Here is a 21,257-nt window from a genome sequence, read left to right on the forward strand (position 1 = left end):
AAAGAATAGGTTAATGGCTACCCATTGCTACATAAAAAAGCTGAAATTACATAATTTTCGTAGCCACTCAAACTTTGAACTGGATTCAGATGATAGCTCAGTTGTAATAACTGGCAAAAACGGTATTGGTAAAACTAATATACTTGAAGCAATCTCGTTGCTTGCTAAAAGCAATGGAATGAAAAAAGCAAAAGCCAGTGAGATACAAAATAGATTCAGTAATGAAGATTGGGTAGTGCACTATGATTTTTTTAATGGAATGGATTTTAATTCAATTGGTATCGCAAAGAGTTTTGATAAGAAACTAATACAAATTGATGGAAAAACGCAATCGAGTTATTCATCTTTGTATAAGATATCCAATGTAATATGGCTGATTCCACAAATGGACTATGTTCTTCTTAATTCTCCAAGTGACAGATTAAAATTTTTAGACCGTATAGTCTCACTGTTTGAGGAAAATTACACTTGCTGCTACATGAAACAGAGAAAAGCTAAACGTGAGCGAAGTAAACTGTTGAGAGAGAACACCTTGGACGAAAATTGGCTCTCTAGTCTTGAAAACATAATGGCCGTTAATGCAGTTAGTATTTTACGTATGCGATCGTCTGTTTTAAAGACACTACAAGACACAATTGATAACCATTCCAGTGAGTTTTTTCCGAAGGCAAGTTTGAAATTCAGCAGCCAGCTAACTTTGGACGATACTGCAGAATATTTTCAGAATCGTCTAAAGGAAAACAGAGAAAAAGATTCATTGACTGGTAGAGTAACCTTTGGTGTGCATAACGATAATTTTCGGGTTTTTTGTCAAAAAAGAAACGTACCAATAAATCTGTGCTCCACTGGAGAACAAAAGTTATTACTGCTTTCTATTATTTTATCCAGTGTAAAAGCAAGGTGTATTCATTACAATAAGGCACCACTTCTTCTACTTGATGATATAATGTCTCATCTGGATAAACATTACAGAAAGGCGTTAATGGAGGAAGTGTTAAGTATTCAATGTCAAACTTGGATAACTGATGTAAATCAAGATAATTTCAATAGCTATCTTTATTCTTTCAAGTTTTTTGAATTATCAAATGAATAGTACCTCTTTCAAAGCTCATACAGGCAACTCCCAATTGTAAATTCCGGCAATTAAACCTCAAACCAAAACATTTCTGTTTTTTTTACTTTAAATTAAATGCAAAAGTTATAGCTCTTTTTACAATAATCCGAACAGACCGTAATATGCTACTGGCCTGCTATAGCCATAAACACATATCTTATCGCATTCGGACTATTATAAGAAAGGCTATACTTTACAAACTTCGCCAGTCCCCTTATCATGAAACTGAAGCTATTTATTTATCTTCGCAATCTCTGCAGTGGATTAATGACAAAAAACTTAATGTATTTGGCGTAAATCATGCTTAATTTTTGCACTATGTGCACCTCATGTCTTTATAAAACTTTTAGGTTTCTACCTATATAAGCTGAAACGCGCTTATAAAGCGTTTAAGACAGTAAAAGACGTCAAATAGACAAGGGAGAATTTGAATACTAGCCACCCTAGGGTTTCTTTGCCTTTTTTTTCGCTCAGTAAATTTCTTAATGTTTATAATTTAGATTAGTTGCGGCTTAAAAGCAGCTGAATCGCGGTTATTAAGCGTTTAGAATAAAAAAACGCCATACTTGAAAGTATAATGTAAGTAATTAGCCAACCACGGGGCTTCTTTTGCCTTTTTTTCATTTGGTAAATTTCTTAATATTCATAGCTAAACGACAACCGTTATTCCGCTGCTTGTTAGCTGATGAGATACCGCGAATGAATCGCGGTATGACGGTATGCGGCGGCATGACGATAAGCCTTGTCATTCCAGCGCGTGACGCTGGAATCTAAACTTTAACTGATATGATTACAGAAAGAGAATTTATTAGGTATTCATAGACACTGAAAGTGGTCAGCTTGACCACTTTCAAGTAAAGAAAACTACGTTTGTGCCTCCAATAATTTCTATTACTTATCCGCTACTGCACCGTCTTTACAAATCACACCTCCTGGTGTTATTTTTGAAACGACTACAGGAGCGCCAAAAAACACAGCAGTAAATGCACCGAGTGCAAAAAGCGCTGGCCACGGCATTCTGCCGAATATTGCAAGCAACGCTGCACCAATTATCACTATTGTGATCATTGGGCCACCTATGCCGTGAGTATAGCCTATTATCTTGCATATCACCGATGATGTTGTATCATTTGTATCAACAAAAGTAGTAGGAGGAGCACCTGCATCAAATGCAAAGGAGAGAATTAAAGCTACAAATAGAAGAAAATTTTTCATTATGCCTCCGATAATTTCTATTTAATGCTGGATTATCCTTCACTTTGATTAAATTTAAGTAAATGGTGAGGATTTTTTGCTTAAAAGTATCCTTTATTTCATTTAGAATACTTTTCTTGGTTCGTCTATATTACAGTGCTACAGAAATTTTACAGCATCGTTTATTGCCTTTATCGTGCTTTGATTGACACAATTCATAATGATGGAGTGGAGCATGCAGGGTATTTATCATTTTTAATTCTGTTATCAATATTTCCTTTTCTCATCGTTTTAATGGCTGTGGCGTCAACATTCGCAAATTTTTTAGACCAGTACAACATTGGCTGGGTATTTATCATTGATAACATGCCACAGGATATTTTATCATCTTTGATGCCGCGTATTAGGGAGATAATATCAGGCCCGCCGCAAAGCTTACTAACTTTAGCAATTGTAGGTGCTGTTTGGACCGCTTCATCGACAATTGAAGGGCTTAGAACAATACTCAATAAGGCCTATAAAGTTCCGGTTTCGCCGCCTTATATATTAAGAAGAGTACTAAGTATATTACAATTTTTAGTAATCACGCTTATTATAACTCTAACTATAGTGTTTTCTACACTAGTACCAATGCTAATTGATTTTTCCTATCAGGGGCTAAGTTATACTAGGTATTTACTTATTGAATTTGTACTTTTCACAGTAGTCTCTTGGCTATATTTTATGTTACCAAACATAAAACAAAATTTATCAGACGTATTTCCTGGATCTTGTGTAGCTGTTATTCTTTGGACGATTTCTGCTTCAGCTTTTAAGCAATACTTAAAAGCTTCCTTTGACCAACTGGATTTGATATATGGAAGTTTAGGTGGTGTGGTGGTGTCATTACTATTTTTTTATATGCTAAGTTTGATTTTTATATATGGAGCAAAATTCAATTTTCAGCTAAAATATTTCAATGGATCTCGCTAAGGAGAAAGAAATGGGTAAGTTAGAAGGTAAAGTAGCTTTAATCACCGGAGCTTCAGGTGGAGTAGGCTCTGCTGTTGCAAAAAGGTTTATAAGAGAAGGTGCATGTGTGATTCTGATTTCAAGATCTCTTGATAATCTCAAGCCACTATATAATGAAATTGAAGAGCTTGAAGAATTTAAAGAAGGCTCTGTGAAACTAATTCAGCTTGATCTTTTAGACTTTGAGAATGTAAAGATACTGACAAACATGATAGAAAGCCTGAAATTATCAGAATCTGGAGCACTTGATATATTAGTTGCGTGTGCTGGAATTTTAGGCAAACTGAACCCCATTCATGACTGTGAGATTGAAGAGCTACAGAACGTAATGAATACAAATTTTACTGCCAATTGGTACTTACTAAAAAACTTAGATCCAATGCTAAAAAAGTCTAATGCTGGAAGAGCGATATTCATGACCTCAGAAGTGACACTTTCTCCTTCCTCTTATCCATATTGGATGCCGTATGCTGCAAGTAAAGTTGCACTAGAAATAATGGTGCAGATATATGCATCTGAGACAAAACATACAAAATTATGTGTAAATGCTGTATACACGGAAGGACCTGTGGGTAGTGAGCAGGCATTTCCTGGATCTGAATTGGTGTCACCTGATAAACTAACAGATAAATTTGTGGAATTAGCTTCTGAAGACTGCAGCATATCAGGAAAAATCTTACCGCTCAGCAAATCTCCCGAATAAATTACCATAGTATCTGCAAAGATACCGTTAAGCCCACAACTGTATGAACATTGTGATTTGAGAGTAATCTCCACTAGGAAGGATGTCATCCCAGTGCCTCTATGGTGTCATTCCAGTCTGGAATCTAGTCTTTATTATGCAGCCACTTATTTATAGCATTTCTCATAATAGTCCGAACAGGTCATAGGAAGGCAGAATCAACAGCACGACGAAAGGATTCGAATAGAGGAATGTTTTTCCTGGCTCTGTTTTTTATAGCAAACCAATGATGCTCAATTTTGTTGAAATCTGGAGAATAAGGCGGCAGATACAAAATTTCTGCACCAACCCCTTTAGCAAGCTCGATAATCTTATCAGACTTATGAAAAGTAGCATTGTCAAGAATGACAGTCTGTCCAGGTTCCAAGATCGGTGTCAAAAATTGCTCAAACCATCCATTAAAAACATCCATATTACAGTGGCCTTCAAAGGTTAACGGAACAACTATCTTTCTTCCACTTAAGGCTGCAACCATACTGATTCGTTGAGTTTTCTTTCCAGATTTTAAGGCATAAAACCGCTGTCCTTTCTGGCAATATCCGTAGGGGGTAGTCTTCGGTGTTATCAATGCCAGACTCATCTATATACACTAAGTTTTTAGGTTCTTTTGTCGCTATAATTTTCAAAAATTCAGCACGTTTTTCTTCGTTTCTTTCCTTGTATCCATATGTCTTTTTTTGCGCGTAAATCCAATTTTTTTAAGGGCTCGATAGATCGTTTGGATACTAACGTTGTTCCAAAGTTTAGCCATTTCCGATAGAGTCTTTCCTCCGTGTTCTCTGGCAAATTTGGCAAAGGTATCCCAGTCGGTGATTTTGTGATTGTAACCCCCATTTCCAAGTTTTTTTGATTGAAAGTCTCCTGTTTCTTTTCTTCTTTGCTGCCACTCCCATAAAGTAGTTCGTCCAATCTTAAATCTTGCTGCCACTGTTTCTCTGCTTTCTCCTTCGTCTAGCGCTTCCATTGCTTTTTTTCTTAAATCATAACTATATGCTGCTGGCATTCAACCTCCTTATCATCATCTACCCTTATCCTATCACATCCGGACTTTTATGGAAAGAGCTATAAATGCCCAAATGGATACGCATATAACCTTCATGCCGATAATTTCTGCAACTAAGGCGTTTAAGGAATTAGGAAAAGATGGAATGTGTCTATATGAAATGGAAGATGACAATTATCAATCAGTGTTTGTAAGAAAGAATGATGCTATACTCACGTTCTATCCTGACTTAACACCAAAATGTGATGATAAGAGTACTTATTGTAGTTGCGGTAAATCTTAATTTCAAAACCAATAGGGTGAACAAATGATAAAAATGCTATAAGGTGTAGCAAATCCAAATGAGTTAAAATTTTGATTAAAGGGTTTTGTGAATAATAATGAAGAAGGGCATTATTCGTCTAATAAAAGCAATTCAATACTCTTGTGAAGGAATAAAATCAGCTTTTATATCAGAAATTGCGTTCAGACAGGAGTTACTGCTTTTTATAGTATGTGTCTCAATTTTGTTTGTTTTGGATGTAAGTAATCTAGAACGTGCAGTAATGATAAGTAGCCTATTCCTGGTGTTAATTGTGGAAATTGTTAACACTGCTTTTGAAACGACAATTGAGCGTATTTCCAGTGAACAACACATACTTTCAAAAAAGGTGAAAGATCTAGGTAGTGCAGCAGTTTTTCTTTCATTAATTAACTTCCTGATAACATGGATGATAATATTGACAGGTTAATACGAATGTTATTAAGATATGTTGTCAAACTCACCAATTAAAGTTTTTATATCTTGCGGTAAATCAGAGACAAATTCCATGTATCCCTTACTTTTGGGGTGATATAAGCCCAGTGTATAAGCATGTAGTGCTTGTCTATTGAAATTACGAATAAAACTAGAGTTTTTAGCATATTTTGTGCTTTTACTACTATTTTTCCCATAAACTTGATCACCAACTATAGAATGTCCTATGTGGCTCATGTGGACTCGAATTTGGTGCGTTCTACCTGTTTCTAAAGTGCATTTAACGAGGCTTGCTTGTCCTATAACTTTCTCTACTGAGTAATGAGTGATTGCTAATTTGCCCGTTGTTTTTGTAACACACATCATTTCTTTATTACCACGCTTTGGAGCAATGTTAGTTTCTATAGTTCCCTGCTGGGAAGATAATGCTCCCCAAACTACTGCTAAATATTCTCGCTTTATTTTACGATTTGATAACAATTCAGACAAAAAACCATGGGCTTCCTCATTTTTTGCAATTACCATTAGCCCACTGGTATCTTTATCGAGTCTATGAACAATTCCTGGTCTCACATGGGTATATGGGATTTTACCAAGGTGAGCGATAACTGCGTTCAAAAGCGTATCATTGTTTGTCCCAGCACCTGGATGTACCGTTAATCCACTTTGTTTACTCAGAACTATAATGTCTTCATCTTCATAGACGATATTAAGTTTTATGTCATAATTAGGCTCAATTGATGTGGATATGTCAGGTTGAACGAGATGCACCACATACTCTTCATCTGGTTTTACTATGTAGTCATTATTAATTATCGGTGTGCCAAGTAATTTCACCTGCTCATTTTGTATCAATCTTTGCGCTTTGCTGCGTGATATGTTGCATTTTTCAGCTATATAGGTGTCTAACCTTAATTTCTCTTTATCATTATTAACACTTAAGGTTATTATTGAGTGATCTATAGTGATTTACCCCGCGCCATTTCCCATGCTGCTTGAACATTTGGGTCTGTAAACATTGTTGCACTAGACTCAATTTGCAGATCACCTTGTTTTTTAATATGGCAAATTGTTTGAGAGCCATCTTTCCAGTAGATTGTAACTTTATTATCAAAATCTCGTAATGTTGCCTCAACCTTTTTTTCTTTATTATCTTTTTCTTCCAGCTTAATAGATTCTAATAAATAATATAGAAAGTCACTTGGTTTGCCGTTGATTTTTTCTTTCCATTCATCTGTTTTTTCTTGTTCAGATTTTTTTTGCTCTAACTTTTCCTTCTTTTGCTGCAGCTTATTTTGTTCTGCTTCCAGCTCTAACTTTCTAACTGTGTCACGTAGTTCTTTGACTTTATTTTCTAATACTAATAATTTATTAGTATTATTTCCATTGTTAGCTTCTAAATCAGGCGTACTTGGTTGAGCTTGCTTCTTTTTTATTTCTTCTAATTCATTCCTTACTACGTTTAATTGCTCCTTCAATTCCGTTTTTTCCTCTTCTGTATCCTCTTTTAACTTTTTTAGCATGCTAAGGAACTCGTTATTATTAGACTGCGTAGTTGATTGAAGCCAGCCTACAAAGCGGCTTGGTTCAAATCGTTCAATTTTATCTTCAGCAATTTTAATAGCATTCTCTAACCTAGAAAAAGTACCTTCAATATCTAGTGAATGTGCTTTTTTTGTCAATTCTTTAGTGTTGTTTAAAACTTCTGAAATTTCTGCATGTAGCCAATCTAAATCTTTTTTGATGTCTTCTCTGATTTTTTTTAGGTGATCAAGCGTTTCTTTAATGTTAATATTTGCAGGCTTTAAAAGACTATTATCAAGTAAATCGCAAGCTTTTTTAAGGTTACTGTCAAATGAGTTGCAAAGCGGACTAAGTAGTTTTTTCATTAGAGATATTAGTTCATTTTCCCTTTTACCAAGCTTATTTTCTACTACTGATACAACCATGCCCTTTCCAGACCAGTATGGAAATAGAAGACCTAAAGAACTGTGTTTTCTAATAGTATGATTTTCATGATCCACGCTATTACTTATTAGATTGCTAAGTGTTGATATGATGCATAAAAGAATAGCGACTAATAAAGCTATTAATATTATTGGAGCATTAATGGATTGTGATATTGCTGAAACTACTATAATAGTACCAAATACATATGATCCAGTAAACAAGAGAATCCTATTTCTATTTTCTGCTTCTATATCTTCTAGTATTTCTCTCTGCGTCTTAGAAATTGGTAAAACTATTGAAAGCTTTTCCCCCTTTTTATCTAAATTTGTTACAATTTCAATTTTTTTAGCTTCTTGAGCAATCTGGCTGTACTGTTCATCAACTTGATAGTTTCCTATTTTTTTATCTATTTCATTCTCTTTTATTTTTTGTGTATTTATAAAGTTTATAACAGCAGTAAATAAGAGAACTATAAGAGGAATAAAGGCAAGAGGTGCTGGCGTGAACGCAAACCCAGCAATACTTACTGTAACAGGCTGAATAGAAAAGGCAGTAAATGCTATAAGAGTAGCAATGGTACTTGCTATCGATATAGTACCAGAATACTTTCTTATAGAGCTCAAAATTCTACTGGGCTGGTCAGAAAGTTTTCTAAATCCTAAAAAATCAAAATAGTCTTTGAAAGGATCTTTAGTGTCTGTAACCATAACATTTTTCTAGTTTAAACTTATTTAGGTATACATTAACCAAACCTTAAAATCAAGTTTCTTAATTTTTCAACATGTGCCAAGGCCTATTGGAGCGCACTGTATTAATCTTTACGTAACGATTTGTTAACCAAACAGAATGTGTGCCATACGTTTCTAGATCAGCATGTTTAATAATTTTAGCGTTGCAAGCTGAATAGTCAAACTCACTTAATTGAATTGTTAAATCAACTTTATCACAATTTTCTGAAATATCTTCTTTTTTATAAGCTAGCAGCACTAATTTATTATTTCCTTTATTATATATGCAGCCATAATCGTTACACTTTAGCCTTTTATCTGGGTTGCTATATTTTGTATGATTCAAAATTTGGTTCTGCCCATTTTGCTTCGCCCATGTTTTGACAACAAAGTTCCTATTTTTCCTGGTGAGAGAATATAGTAAGTTATCACTTTCTTTTACAGCAACATTATCAGCATTTATTAGGATGTCGGGGGTTTTATATGCGGTGCTAAAGCAGATACCCAGCACAATAAAGAAAATTCCGAAGAAGCGCCAATTTCTTTCCCACAAGCACAGCCACAATAACCCAAATGTTATTATAATAATTGATGAGGCAGGAAAAGTACGAATGGGAATAACCAAATACTGAAGACTAGCGATAGCGTTTGTTATATACAAAATGCTGTCAATTGGGCGTTCTACAAGTGGCGCTATAATCCATTCAATACCGAAAGGAATCAACAAAACATAGATTATTCCAAGTGGAATAATAATTAATGTAACTATTGGTATAGCAACTAAATTTGTGATAATGCCACTAATTGAAAAATAATTAAAATTATATATCGTATACGGAACAGTTGCTAAACTTGCTATTACTGAGCTGATCATTATCGATACAAAATATTTCATTATTTTTATTTTGAACAACTTATTAGCATTAATTTGATAACTGGCAACCAGTGCCAAAACAGCAGAAAATGACATCTGAAAGCCAGGCTTTAAAATTGCTTCTGGTTCTACTGAGAGTATCACTGAAGCAGCAAACGCAATTGCTATTAACCCTCGATATTTTCTCCCTATCATTATTGCAACGAGTACTAAAATCACCATGATGTAGGCACGCTGAGCAGAAATTTGCATGCCGGTAATCAACAAATAAAACGTGGTTGGCAAGATAGTAAGGAATGCAGATATTTTCTTGGTATTATACTTAAGAGTCAAAGTTTCAGATGTTGCAAATAAATTACGAAACACTACAAAAAACAGGCCAGCAACAAATGATAAATGCAAACCAGATATGGCAAACAAATGTGCTATACCTGAATCTCGTATCGCGTCCATAGTTTTTTGATCTATGCCATCTTTTTTACCGATCAGTAATGCAGAGATTATATCCGCATGTGGTTTTTTGATATTTTGCTGCAGGTTTTCATAAATGTATTGACGGAAAGATTCTATATATTCTTGAAATTTCCTTGCTTCAGCCTTTTTGTGCAAAGCTATTTTGCTTGTTGCAAAGCCTGTTGCACTTATTTTCTGGTAATATGCTATTCTTGCAAAATCGTATGCATACTCCGAGGGCGCAATCTTTAGAGGGAAGAGTTTTGCTGATAATTTTACTTGATCGCCTATTTTAATGCCTTTTTCCACTTTGGTTCTAACTGATATTCTGATGTTATCTAGAGCTCTATCCGGTGTCATTCCAGCGCGTGACGCTGGAATCCATATCTTTTTTTTCTGGATCCCAGTATCAAGTACTGGGATGACAAAAGGGGGCACTGGGATGACAAAAGGGGGCGCTGGGATGACAGGAGAGGATTTTGAGATAGTAGGGGATTTTTCAACAGAAAGCAGAAATTGTTTATATGAGCCCCTGTCGTTAATATCCTTCACTGTGGCAACGATATCTTTTACATATCTCTCTTTATCAAGAATTTGAGTATCAACTAAAGCTGTTCTTAATTTACTAGCTGTAAATCCTATGAGCACTGCAATTAAAGCGATACACAATATCGCGTACCTTTTATACAATATTGCAATCAAAATTAGTGTGGGTAAAAGCAAAAGAAAAATAGATATGCAGCTTGGTTCAAAACTTAGGGAAAAATAGGTTAGAATTCCTACACACTGAAAAACAGGAAACCACAGTATCAAGTTATATTGTTCATTGCGCAGATTGTTACGTATATAACTAACTATTATGTCAAGAAAAGTTAATAAGTGTGTCGATATTTGCATGTGGTGAAATTTTATTTTTCTTTTTTCATTATTTGTATATATAATAACTAAATAAGCAACGACGCGGGATGGAGCAGCTCGGTAGCTCGTCAGGCTCATAACCTGAAGGTCGTAGGTTCAAATCCTACTCCCGCAACCATTTTTAAGGATATAGTTGTTCCACTTTCCAATCGCTTCCCTCAACAAGAGTGTATCTAAATCTAATATGCTTCCTATATTCACCTTCTTGCCAAAATTCAATTACTTTTGGGATTACGCAAAATCCCACCCAAAAATCAGGACGAGAAACTTGTGTATTGTGAAATTCTTTTTCCTTCAATTTTATAGCTTGCTCAAAATCTTGCCAATCTTTCAGAATGCTCGATTGTTTTGAGCACCATGCGCTAATTTGACTACCCAGCGCTCGAGAAGAGAAGTATTTGTCAGTTCTTTCATCGTTTAGAAGTTTAACCTCTCCTTCAATTCGCACTTGCCTAGCAAATTCTATCCAATGAAACACTAACGCAGCTTTGGGGTTCTCAGTCAATTCTTTCCCTTTTTTACTGTTTACGTTAGTGAAAAACACAAAACCTTCTTTGCTATATTCCTTTAGTAATACCACTCTTGCAGATGGAATACAGTCTTTGCTACAAGTTGCTAGCGTCATTGCAGTTGGTTGTTCACACGGAGAATTAAGTACTGCTTTGTACCACTTTGAAAACAAATCAAATGGATCTTTTTCAAGTGAAAATATCATATCAAAAAATAAAATCTTAATTCTGGCACGCGTTGCAAAAATAAGTGCTACGGCCATTTTGTCGTATAAGTGTTATGATATTATTGCAAATCTTGCAAGGTTTTTGAACTTTACCATATACGTAAAAGTTATTTTGAAAGTATCCAGCAGATCCAGATGGCTGTGCATAATCTTTCAGTGTTGAACCACCTGCAGCAATTGCATCACTCAGAGTATTTTTTATTTCAGCAGCAAGTTTTTCGCACTCTCTATAGGTCAAGTTTTTTGCTGACCTGAGTGGTGATATACGGGCTCTAAACAAGCTCTCAGAAGCATATATGTTGCCTACGCCAACTATTGATTTATTGTCCATTAACGCTGATTTGATATTCACTTTTTTGTTTTTCAGCAACTCCTGTAAATAGTCTCCACTGAATTCATCCGTGAGGGGCTCTATTCCAAAATCGCTAAAAAAATCCGTTTCTTGTTCTTTATTTAAAACGATAACTAATCCAAATCTTCTTGGGTCATTAAAAATTATTGAAGTATTGTCAGAAAATAAAAATACCACGTGATCATGCTTATTCCGCATTTGATCGTGGTCAGCATATATAAGCTTTCCGCTCATGCCAAGATGTATGATTACAGCCACACTACCATCTGTATTCCAGATGGTATACTTACCTCTACGCTTGATGTTGCGTATGACTTTGCCCTTTAGCATATCATCAATATTTTTTGTTATTGGGGCACGTAAATTCCAATTATTCACTATAACATTACTGATTTGCTTGTTTTTAATTTTATCAAGCAAAAAATTAGAGATTACTTCCACTTCCGGTAGTTCTGGCATGATACCTCCTTCAAAACTTAAGTTTCTGATGGTAATTTTGTCGTTCTCAAATACATTCGAGTATTCTGCGGTGCTTTCTCCTAAAAATTCCTCACCACAAACGAGTTTTGAAAGGGTTCTCTGTCTACTCTGTTGCTGCTTTTTTCTTTTCAAAATATTTTGCTTTAAAGCTTTCGCTAATCTTTTTTTCTCCTCTTCTTTTTCCTTATTCTTTTTTGTGTTATTCATTATCATAATATATAAACTTGCCGTTGTAGCTCAGGTGGTAGAGTACGTCATTGGTAATGACGAGGTCCCAAGTTCGAGTCTTGGTAACGGCACACTGATTATACTTATAATATTGCATAACTTGTAAGCAAGGCTTAGAAGAAAGTTACAGAGGTAAGTTGTCATGCTTTTTCCATATCCTTTCTACCTTCTTGTTTTTGAGTAGCTCTAATGCTTTATAAAAGTGATACCTTGTTTTACTTGGCACTATAATGTCATCAATGTATCCATGTGATGCAGCAAAAAATGGATTAGCGAACTTTTCTTTGTATTCTTTGATTAACGTTTGCTGATCTTTTTCGTGTCGAAATATAATCTCAACTGCACTTTCAGGGCCCATCACAGCTATTTCAGCAGTTGGCCAGGCATAATTTATATCACCTTTTAGATGTTTCGAATTCATAACAATGTATGCACCACCATACGCTTTTCTAGTGATAAGGCTAATTTTCGGCACGGTCGCTTCAGCGTAAGCGTAAAGCAGTTTCGCTCCGTGTTGTATTATATTATTGTATTCTTGATTTGTACCCGGCAGAAATCCTGGAACATCAATAAGTGTGATGATGGGAATGTTAAATGCGTCACAGAATCTTACAAACCTCGCAGCTTTTCTTGAAGAATCAATATCCAAACATCCTGCAAGGTGCATAGGTTGATTTGCAACAATACCAACAGTGTTTCCTCCAATTCTACCAAAACCAATTATGATATTACGAGCAAAATCAGGTTTTAACTCAAAAAATTTCCTTCCATCACAAACTTTTTCAATAAGTTCATACATATCATAAGGAGTATTAGGATTGCTAGGAATCAGAGTATTTAAAGATTCATCAATATCATTAACTGAATCACAGGTTGATTTAGGTTTCGGTGATTCTTGATTATTTGCTGGTAAGAAAGTAAAGAATTCACGCATTTTTAGCAGCATTTCAACATCATTATTGAATGCAAAATCCGCTACTCCTGTTTTGCTTGTATGAATTTTTGCTCCACCGAGGTCTTCGAAACTTACATCTTCGTAGGTAACCTTTTTTACTACATCTGGCCCGGTTATAAACATATATGAACTGTTTTTCACCATGAAAGTAAAGTCAGTTAATGCTGGGGAATAAACTGCACCTCCTGCACATGGGCCCATAATTAAAGAAATTTGTGGTATAACACCCGATGCATTTACGTTTCTTTGAAAAATTTCTCCATAACCAGCAAGAGAATTTACTCCTTCCTGAATTCTGGCTCCACCAGAATCATTTAGTCCGATAATTGGAACTCTGGCATTAATTGCCATATCCATAATTTTGCATATTTTTTTTGCATGTGACGCACCAAGTGAACCACCAAAGACAGTAAAATCCTGAGAATAAACAAAAACTTTTCTGCCATAAATAGTACCATGACCAATCACTACCCCATCACCTAAAAAATTAGCATTTTGCATGCCAAAATCATTTGCATGATGTTTTGCGAATTTATCGTATTCTGCAAAAGAACTTTCATCGAGCAATATACTGAGCCTTTCTCTAGCAGTTAATTTCCCTTTTTCATGTTGTTTGGTAATCCTGTCAGAACCGCCTCCTTTTTCAGCTTCTAGTGCTTTGGTTTTTAGATTTTCTAGTATTTTAAAGTCTTGCATACAATAAAGTAGTTTTCAAATTAGTTGTAGACTTTATTAAGTTTACAAACCCTACTAACTATACACATACACTATTGCTATATGCAACAATGTATGTATGATAATTGTTAATGCTCTGGTGATTCATGGTCACTACTTTGAAAATGTTGCGATGTGTCAACACTTTTCATATTAGAAAGAGGTGGACTAACTGCACTGCTTTTTGTTTGTGCAAAACTTTTAGCAGCTTCAACAACCTTGCTTATACGAGGTTCTTTTTCTAGCTCTTTTAGGTACTTTGAGAAGATTTCACAACTTTTGTCATCCATATGTACCATTATTTTACCAAAACTTTCAGCTTTTTCAGAAGATAAAATCATTTCGATCTTTTCATCGCCTACCCTAAAGGTCATTTTTACTTTGCCTTGCATATCATGATATTGCCAGCTTTTTATTCAGATTAGATTATCTCCTTCTCCTATTCGCAATGCACCATATTCTAAGTCCTTAAATTCCGGGGAGTTCATAAATTTTGCAGGAGTGATCACACTTTTTTCTGGACACTGTACATAATAAAATTTATTATCTCTTTCTACTACAATTCCTTTTTTTTTGTCATTTTCAATACTATCACTTACAATTTGTTTTAGACGTGACAAATATTCGCCGCGTTCTTTCAGTATATCTTCTGGCAATAATCTCCGAACTTCTTGGCTCACATCAGTGCCTGTTGAAACTAGATTAAACATTTCTAACATAAGAGGCCGTAGTTTTTCTTTTCCAGTCTCAGTAACATTTTTATCTTGCTCCATGAGGTGGTATAAGATCAGTATCGAATAATCTATTATTGATGACTTTTTTCTCCTTGGAATACATCAACACTAAACATGACCTTGTGCTTTTTTGCATCGTCTATAGATTTTTGAAGTCTCTTTGCTATGTTTTCGATAGCTTCATCATTAGGTAAGTGTTCAGGCAATGGCGTCAACTTAAGGAAAAATATCAGCGATAGTGTATAAAATTTCTCTCTAAATTTTTTATCATTAAATTATCCAAAGAGTGCAAGGGACAGCACTTTTGTTTCTGTTTTATTTCAACAAAGAAGTCTAAAATGTGTCCTTTTTAGGTGAAATATGCAAAAAGGAAAAAACCTTATTCTACAAATTAAAAATATAATATACTCGAAAACTTTTCAGAAAATCCATTGTGTTGAGTTTTACACGAACAAGCTTTTTCGACAGTATTTTCTATGATTTTAAAGTTAGTTAAAAAAAGTTTGGGAATAGAATGTGAACTTATGGAGCCATTGACATGTACCCTCAAAGCAAGCTTTTTCTAAAGCAAGGTATAAGATTTGCCATACAGGCTTTCAAGAATTTAAGCATCCAAACAGCCTATCAGGATGAACCTGAGTTGGAGAGGCTATAGACTTATTGCAGCAGATGGTTCTGGTATGAGATTACCCAGCTCTGGGAAAATTGTATCCGAGTTTGAACCAAATGGAACAACAGGCACCATTGGCAATTTGTTTGTTGATTTGTGTACTTCGCTGATTTGTAGTGCTCGTCTTGCAGCTTGGAATATAGGTGAACAAACGTTGGCGGCAGAGCAATTACCCGAAGTTATCACTCAAATGCGTTTATTAAATCAAGAGAAATTATTATTTATCTATGATCGTCTTCAGTAAAATTCATTCAGCAGCATTATGATTTGGAAGTAGATTTTATTTTTTGCTTGCAAAAAAGAAATTATAGTAAGCTATGGGAACGCTGGCGAATTAGATTTTGATTTTATATTAGAAAATGAAAAGCTAAAAAATAAAATGAAAGGACAGAAAGTAAGAGTTATAGTGCTGACATTAGCCAACTGAGAAACAGAGTTTTTGACCGAGACTTTGGAGCAAAGCTTATGTGTTAAGGTGGCACATAGAGGAGTGCTATAAACGACTCAAAGTAGGAGCAGAGTTAGAGAATTTTTCTGGAGAGGCTGTATTACAAGAATTTTGGGCAAACTTGGTCATGTGCAATATATTATCGCTTCATATATGTGATGCACAAGGGCCTTGGAACCCAGATCAAATTACTGAGTATCGTTTAAATTTTTCAGTTTTATTTGGTGTAATGAGGCAGAAACTCTATCAGGTACTTATTGCGCCAAAAAACTTTCAAGCCCTTTTTAAGTATACGCGCTAAAGTTAAAATCCGACCGGGACAGCCGCAATAAAGTAGATAAGCCTAAACGCCATCATGTCTTTAGGAGAGTTTGCTAATGAAAGTTCTTAAGTTGACGCCATTGGCTGAACGGATACGGAATGACACCATCCTTTTTTCTGGATTCCAGACTGGAATGACACCTCTGGACACTTCCGTCGTAAAGGAACCAGTGTCAGCTACTCGGATGACACCTTTTTTCTACTTAGTTTGGGTTATGCAAGAAGTCTAATGAAGTGAAAATAAATTTATTTACCAAAATAGAGTTGCCTTGGTCTACAGATCTTAGTTTCTTTATCATTTATCATTTCATACCACTGAGTAACCCAACCAGTGGTTCTTGCAAGTGCAAAAATAGGTGTGAACATATTTGAGGGAATATCGATAGCATTCATTATTATACCTGAGTAAAAATCAACATTTGGATATAACTTACGCACAATAAAATATTCATCCTTTAAAGCTATTTCTTCAAGTTTTTTTGCAATTTTAAGCAGTTCATTATTTTGTTCTAGTTTACTTAGAACCTCATGGCAAGCGCCTTTCAATATACGCGCGCGCGGATCATAATTTTTATAAACACGATGTCCAAATCCCATCAATTTAAATGGATCTTTATCATCTTTAGCTTTTTCGATGAATTTATCTATATCTCCACTTTGCTCTATCTCTTTTAGCATATTTATAACTGCCTCATTAGCTCCACCATGTGCTGGTCCCCAAAGTGTAGCAACTCCTGCAGAGAGGCTTGCAAACAGATTAGAACCAGCCGATCCCACCAATCTGACAGCCGCCGTAGAAGCATTCTGTTCATGATCAGCATGGAGAGTAAATATTTTATCCAGAGCTTTTGCAAAAAGGGCGCTTTTATCATTATCAACAGCATCGCCAAATATCATCTTTAAGAAATTTTCACTGTAACTTAATTCATTGTTAGCATTTATGAATTCCTGATTGTTGATATGCCTATAAATCATTGCAACAATTGCAGGAACTTGCGCTATTGCAGAAATTCCAAAGTCTAGATCTTCACCATTGACATTGTTGCCATGCTTTTCATGGTAAGATGCTGACAAACTTGCAAAACATGCAATTAAAATCGACATAGGGTGAGCAGTCTTTGGAAATGCTTTGATTACATTTGTAACTTGCTCTGATACTTTGGATAATTTTTGTATTTTGAGAAGAAATTTTTTGTGTTGCTCTGAACTGGGTAATTCACCATAGAGCAATAAATAAATCACAGCAGTAAAATTATTATTCTCTGCCAAATCAGCTATATTATGTCCCCTATATTTAAGAACTCCTTCATCTCCATCAATGAATGTAATTGTAGAAGAGCATGAAGCTGTAGAAACAAACCCTGGATCGTAAGTGAATAATCCTGTCATCTTATATAAATCCTTGATATTTAACACATCAGGACCTGTTGTTCCGCTTAATACAGGTAGCTCGATTTTTAATCCATTACTTAGTTCTAATAGCACTTTTTTATCCATCACTTAAGCTACTTAAATTTTATACAGAATATACAAACTGAGGAGTATATATTAATACAGTTAACTTTACATTAACCGTATTAAGCGGTCATCAATGCTTTTACTTTTGCATTTAAGCGACTTATTTTACGCGCAGCAGTATTCCTATGAATAACACCTTTATTCACACACTTGTGTAAATTAGATTCAGCATTCCGAAATGCCAGAACAACATTTTCTTTGTCGCCAGACTTGATTATATCAACCAATTTTCTAATAGAGGTGCGAGTTTTACTTTTCCGCATCTTATTTATTAAAGTGCGCTTTGCTATTACCTTTATCATTTTTTTAGCACTCTTATGATTTGCCATATATTAATACCTAAAATACTGTACTTTTCTTTTAATTATAAAGTTTTTTTGTTAATTTGCAATATCAGTTTTTCCTATGGTTAATCTACTGCTTCTCTCTTCAATAATTTTTTCTAAACTTTGCAAGAATTCATTTTTGTTTAACCCAGGATATATTGGGGGCAATATTTCTATTACTGCCTTTCCGGGATTCTTTCTCAGAGAAAGTATGCTTTTTGGCCAAAACAAACCAGTGTTTAAAGCAACCGGTAACACAGGAACAGATAATACGCTATATAAAGCAGCAATACCTGGTTGATATTTTATATTTTGGTTTATAGTTGTTCTTGTACCTTCAGGAAATATTATTATGCTTCTATTTTCTTTTATACGCATTTTTGCTAGTTTGATTATATGGCGTATAGAACTGATACCATCTGAACGGTTAATAAAAATCATTTTCAGCGCTATAAGATGCAAACCAATGAATGGAATCCATTTCAATTCACGTTTTAAAATAAAAACCGCTTTTCTAAATAGTAGTATAAAAATAAATGTTTCAAATGGAGATTGGTGTTTAGATGCAATGATAAAAGGTTGCTTAGGGATGTTTTCCATTCCCCTCACTTCATATTTAATGCCACATAATAAACGCAGCATGAATAATACAACTCTCACCGAACAGACGAGGAAAATGGTTATTACACACTCAGAAAAGAAAATTACAGGGAGAGTAATGAAAGTATAGAATACCTCCCATAATATAAGAAAGAAATTAAACAATAAACTTGAAATCACAAACTCACATAAATTTATTTAAATTTAACTTTATTACAAATTAAAAACAATAAATTTAATTATTGATCATCTGAGTAATAGGATGCGAATCAGCTAATTTGTCCTTTAACTTTTCGTTAGCAATATGAGTATATATTTGTGTTGTAGAAAGGTTAGTATGGCCAAGAACTTTCTGTATCAACACAATATTTGCTCCGCTATTTAGTAGATGGGTAGCAAAAGAATGCCTAATCACGTGTGGAGAGATCTTATTTTCATCAATATTGCATTTTCTTGCCAACTCCTTCATTAATTGACCGACCCTCTGCCTTGTAATTGGTTTATTAGGTTTATCACCTGGGAATAGCCAATCGGATTCCTTTTCTTTAGAGATCAGATTATCACGAACTGATAAATAATTTCTAAGGCTCTGCAATGCTTGTTCATTAAAAAGAATTTGCCTCTCTCTACCACTTTTTCCTTTTATTATTATATAGCATTCTTTGTTATTACTGTTTATTAAATGTGACACTTCACATAATTTCATACTAATTAGTTCAGAAACACGCATTCCAGAAGAGTAAAGGATATCTAAAATCGCACATAGCCTTTTACTGCTTATCTCTTTATTCGATTCGCTTGCTGATTTTCTCACTGTGTCCATTAGCAAAAATATTTCTTCGACACTTAAATACTTAGGCAAAGGACGAGAAACTTTTGGATTCTTTAATTCAGCATCATTAGCCGGCGCTGGATTAAAATCTATTATTCCGTCATTAAATAGACACTTGTAAAAATTTTTCATAGCGGATATTTTTCTTGATATAGAGCTACTTTTATATTTTTTTTGTGTACATAAAGATTTCACATAATCTTTAATATTGGTTTTGTTTACACCAACCAAGGTAGTGCCGCTTTCCAATAAAAATTCTTCAAACTGGTGTAAATCCGAACGATAACTTTCCAGAGTATTTTGTGCAGCGGACCTCTCTGAAGCTAAAGCATCTATGTAATATGTTATGTAAAGATTTTCTTTTTTATTTTGCGACTGTTTATTTTTCATTATCAGTTCCTATATCTATTTCTTTGGCTATAATTTGATTAGAAGTGTTCCCTGTGTTTCTTATGAGAAAATATGAGACAAATAAAGCATTTATCAATAGAGTGAACATCACAAACTTTTGCTTTAACCTTTCTCTTAAATTTAATCTTACTCTTATCATAGTTAAATTATAACGTTAAATCTATAAAAAACACCTTATAAAGTGAGCTCTACTATAAACCCCAGTTATGGATTAGAAAACAGATAAAAGTAGAATTAATAAAGAGGGAAATAGGGTAAACTCAAGTATTTTAACAATAATTTAAGAGGTTACCCATGAAGAAAGATATTACAGAACTTTACTGCTGCGTCGAGGATTTTTGTCGTGTAGTAGATGAAAATTTTGCAAATAAGTTCTTATCAAATGGCAAAAAACCAACCAGAGTACCAGAAATAGCGCACTCAGAAATGCTAACCATAATCCTGTTATACCACCAATCGCCATGTAAAAACTTCAAGGCTTTTTATCTTTGTTACCTTAAGTTACTCTATAGATCAGAATTTTCAAAGATGCCTTCATATCACAGATTTATTGCCTTAAAGCCGAGAGTTTTACGGTATTTAGCATTACTTCTTCAATGGTTCTGCGAACAAGCGAAAATGACAGGTACTTCCTACATTGACACTTCTACGATTGCCATTTGCCACAAGAAAAGGATCTCTAGGAACAAAGTTTTTGATGGTTTAGCAGAAATTGGTAAGAGCACGTATGGTTGGTTTTTTGGCTTTAAATTGCACTTGGTGATTAACGAAATTGGAGAAATTCAATCACTTACTCTAACCAAAGGTAACGTTGATACCTGTGCCAACTATAACTAAAAGACTGACAGGACTTTTGTTCGGAGATAAAGGCTATATCAAGAAGGAGCTCTTTGAGGAACTCTTCGATAGAGGTTTAAAGCTTGTCACTAAAGTGAAAAAAGGCATGAAAAACGCACTAATCTCACTAAAAGAGAAGGCTTTATTGAGAAAAAGGTCGATTATTGAGACAGTCTTTGGTTGTTTAAAAAATAAATTTGAGCTTGAACATACACGGCACAGATCGCCAATAAATTTTCTGGTACATATTTTTTCTACATTAATTTCATATTCCATGCAGTCAAAAAAGCCTTCTATTTCTAAGCCTTACTGTGTTGGTTAATCCATAACTGGGGTTATAAATATAGAATACTTCTTAGCTGTATCTATCTA

At 34.6% G+C, this 21,257-nt stretch carries 20 protein-coding genes, 2 tRNA genes and 3 pseudogenes; 10 read left to right on the forward strand and 15 right to left on the reverse strand.

Annotation, left to right across the window (positions count from 1 at the left end; genetic code table 11):
- The first annotated feature begins 13 nt into the window (after positions 1 to 13).
- Both recF and AAGD79_RS00840 read left to right on the forward strand, forming a co-directional pair.
- Positions 14 to 1,093, forward strand: a complete 1,080-nt coding sequence (recF, locus tag AAGD79_RS00835; protein ID WP_341811424.1) for a DNA replication/repair protein RecF — start codon at positions 14 to 16, stop codon at positions 1,091 to 1,093.
- A gap of 143 nt (positions 1,094 to 1,236) precedes the next feature.
- Positions 1,237 to 1,422 carry a hypothetical protein gene (locus AAGD79_RS00840; RefSeq protein ID WP_341811425.1) on the forward strand — a complete coding sequence of 62 codons (186 nt, stop codon included), beginning with the start codon at positions 1,237 to 1,239 and terminating at the stop codon, positions 1,420 to 1,422.
- Positions 1,423 to 2,005: 583 nt separating this feature from the next.
- On the opposite strand, the gene AAGD79_RS00845 is transcribed toward AAGD79_RS00840, so the two are convergent.
- Entirely contained in the window at positions 2,006 to 2,329 is a 324-nt protein-coding gene (locus AAGD79_RS00845) for a TrbC/VirB2 family protein (RefSeq protein ID WP_341811426.1), read from the reverse strand.
- A 135-nt stretch (positions 2,330 to 2,464) separates the two neighbouring features.
- Between AAGD79_RS00845 and AAGD79_RS00850 the strand changes: the two genes are divergently transcribed.
- Positions 2,465 to 3,280, forward strand: a complete 816-nt coding sequence (locus AAGD79_RS00850) for a YihY/virulence factor BrkB family protein (protein WP_006279712.1) — start codon at positions 2,465 to 2,467, stop codon at positions 3,278 to 3,280.
- A complete protein-coding gene (locus AAGD79_RS00855; RefSeq protein ID WP_012673418.1) occupies positions 3,267 to 4,022 on the forward strand; it encodes an SDR family oxidoreductase in 756 nt (251 codons plus the stop codon). Before AAGD79_RS00850 ends, AAGD79_RS00855 begins: the two co-directional genes overlap by 14 nt.
- A 181-nt stretch (positions 4,023 to 4,203) precedes the next feature.
- Here AAGD79_RS00855 and AAGD79_RS00860 read toward each other — a convergent pair.
- Positions 4,204 to 5,064: pseudogene (locus AAGD79_RS00860) on the reverse strand (IS630 family transposase).
- 49 nt (positions 5,065 to 5,113) lie between these two features.
- On the opposite strand from AAGD79_RS00860, the gene AAGD79_RS00865 reads away from it, so the two are divergent.
- Together AAGD79_RS00865 and AAGD79_RS00870 are read left to right on the forward strand one after the other, a co-directional pair.
- Positions 5,114 to 5,347 carry a hypothetical protein gene (locus AAGD79_RS00865; protein ID WP_341811427.1) on the forward strand — a complete coding sequence of 78 codons (234 nt, stop codon included), beginning with the start codon at positions 5,114 to 5,116 and terminating at the stop codon, positions 5,345 to 5,347.
- 97 nt (positions 5,348 to 5,444) lie between these two features.
- Complete coding sequence (locus AAGD79_RS00870) at positions 5,445 to 5,795, forward strand: diacylglycerol kinase (RefSeq protein WP_151807638.1); 351 nt, start codon at positions 5,445 to 5,447, stop codon at positions 5,793 to 5,795.
- A gap of 11 nt (positions 5,796 to 5,806) precedes the next feature.
- On the opposite strand, the gene AAGD79_RS00875 is transcribed toward AAGD79_RS00870, so the two are convergent.
- The 3 genes from AAGD79_RS00875 to AAGD79_RS00885 all read right to left on the reverse strand — a co-directional run bounded on the left by AAGD79_RS00875 (position 5,807) and on the right by AAGD79_RS00885 (position 10,702).
- Positions 5,807 to 6,769 (reverse strand): RluA family pseudouridine synthase, encoded by a 963-nt coding sequence (locus AAGD79_RS00875; protein WP_341811626.1) that lies wholly within the window; start codon positions 6,767 to 6,769, stop codon positions 5,807 to 5,809.
- A complete protein-coding gene (locus tag AAGD79_RS00880) occupies positions 6,760 to 8,457 on the reverse strand; it encodes a hypothetical protein (protein WP_341811428.1) in 1,698 nt (565 codons plus the stop codon). The genes AAGD79_RS00875 and AAGD79_RS00880 overlap by 10 nt, the downstream gene beginning before the upstream one ends.
- Before the next feature lie 61 nt (positions 8,458 to 8,518).
- On the reverse strand, positions 8,519 to 10,702 hold the full coding sequence (locus AAGD79_RS00885; protein WP_341811429.1) for a ComEC/Rec2 family competence protein: 2,184 nt from the start codon (positions 10,700 to 10,702) through the stop codon (positions 8,519 to 8,521).
- Positions 10,703 to 10,764: 62 nt separating this feature from the next.
- Between AAGD79_RS00885 and AAGD79_RS00890 the strand changes: the two genes are divergently transcribed.
- Positions 10,765 to 10,841 (forward strand) — tRNA-Met (locus AAGD79_RS00890).
- Positions 10,842 to 10,844: 3 nt separating this feature from the next.
- On the opposite strand, the gene pdxH is transcribed toward AAGD79_RS00890, so the two are convergent.
- Positions 10,845 to 11,438, reverse strand: a complete 594-nt coding sequence (gene pdxH / locus AAGD79_RS00895) for a pyridoxamine 5'-phosphate oxidase (RefSeq protein ID WP_022626142.1) — start codon at positions 11,436 to 11,438, stop codon at positions 10,845 to 10,847.
- A gap of 16 nt (positions 11,439 to 11,454) precedes the next feature.
- Positions 11,455 to 12,270 carry a bifunctional DNA-formamidopyrimidine glycosylase/DNA-(apurinic or apyrimidinic site) lyase gene (gene mutM / locus AAGD79_RS00900; RefSeq protein WP_010963068.1) on the reverse strand — a complete coding sequence of 272 codons (816 nt, stop codon included), beginning with the start codon at positions 12,268 to 12,270 and terminating at the stop codon, positions 11,455 to 11,457.
- 247 nt (positions 12,271 to 12,517) lie between these two features.
- Here mutM and AAGD79_RS00905 point away from each other — a divergent pair.
- Positions 12,518 to 12,590 (forward strand) — tRNA-Thr (locus AAGD79_RS00905).
- Between the two features lie 53 nt (positions 12,591 to 12,643).
- Here the strand turns inward: AAGD79_RS00905 and AAGD79_RS00910 are convergent.
- From AAGD79_RS00910 to AAGD79_RS00920, 3 genes are all read right to left on the reverse strand, one after another.
- Positions 12,644 to 14,170, reverse strand: a complete 1,527-nt coding sequence (locus tag AAGD79_RS00910) for an acyl-CoA carboxylase subunit beta (protein ID WP_341811430.1) — start codon at positions 14,168 to 14,170, stop codon at positions 12,644 to 12,646.
- Between the two features lie 107 nt (positions 14,171 to 14,277).
- On the reverse strand, positions 14,278 to 14,580 hold the full coding sequence (locus AAGD79_RS00915) for a hypothetical protein (RefSeq protein WP_231115838.1): 303 nt from the start codon (positions 14,578 to 14,580) through the stop codon (positions 14,278 to 14,280).
- Between the two features lie 24 nt (positions 14,581 to 14,604).
- Positions 14,605 to 14,961: a hypothetical protein gene (locus tag AAGD79_RS00920; protein WP_223823154.1), complete on the reverse strand. Its 357-nt coding sequence runs from the start codon at positions 14,959 to 14,961 to the stop codon at positions 14,605 to 14,607.
- A 321-nt stretch (positions 14,962 to 15,282) separates the two neighbouring features.
- Here AAGD79_RS00920 and AAGD79_RS00925 point away from each other — a divergent pair.
- A pseudogene (locus AAGD79_RS00925) lies at positions 15,283 to 16,418 on the forward strand (transposase).
- Positions 16,419 to 16,607: 189 nt separating this feature from the next.
- Here the strand turns inward: AAGD79_RS00925 and AAGD79_RS00930 are convergent.
- From AAGD79_RS00930 to AAGD79_RS00950, 5 genes are all read right to left on the reverse strand, one after another.
- Complete coding sequence (locus AAGD79_RS00930; RefSeq protein WP_341811627.1) at positions 16,608 to 17,858, reverse strand: citrate synthase; 1,251 nt, start codon at positions 17,856 to 17,858, stop codon at positions 16,608 to 16,610.
- Positions 17,859 to 17,938: 80 nt separating this feature from the next.
- A complete protein-coding gene (gene rpsT / locus AAGD79_RS00935) occupies positions 17,939 to 18,208 on the reverse strand; it encodes a 30S ribosomal protein S20 (protein WP_012673338.1) in 270 nt (89 codons plus the stop codon).
- Positions 18,209 to 18,259: 51 nt separating this feature from the next.
- Positions 18,260 to 18,847: a lysophospholipid acyltransferase family protein gene (locus tag AAGD79_RS00940; RefSeq protein ID WP_010081980.1), complete on the reverse strand. Its 588-nt coding sequence runs from the start codon at positions 18,845 to 18,847 to the stop codon at positions 18,260 to 18,262.
- Positions 18,848 to 19,040: 193 nt separating this feature from the next.
- The gene (locus AAGD79_RS00945; protein ID WP_151808093.1) at positions 19,041 to 20,027 is read right to left on the reverse strand and encodes a tyrosine recombinase; all 987 of its coding nucleotides are present in this window, start codon (positions 20,025 to 20,027) and stop codon (positions 19,041 to 19,043) included.
- Positions 20,017 to 20,187: a hypothetical protein gene (locus tag AAGD79_RS00950; protein ID WP_265043454.1), complete on the reverse strand. Its 171-nt coding sequence runs from the start codon at positions 20,185 to 20,187 to the stop codon at positions 20,017 to 20,019. Before AAGD79_RS00950 ends, AAGD79_RS00945 begins: the two co-directional genes overlap by 11 nt.
- A 155-nt stretch (positions 20,188 to 20,342) precedes the next feature.
- Between AAGD79_RS00950 and AAGD79_RS00955 the strand changes: the two are divergent.
- Positions 20,343 to 21,207, forward strand: a pseudogene (locus AAGD79_RS00955) (IS982 family transposase).
- The last annotated feature ends 50 nt before the right edge of the window (positions 21,208 to 21,257 follow it).

It is taken from the genome of Wolbachia endosymbiont (group A) of Oxytorus armatus (assembly GCF_964027005.1).
GTDB lineage: Bacteria > Pseudomonadota > Alphaproteobacteria > Rickettsiales > Anaplasmataceae > Wolbachia > Wolbachia pipientis.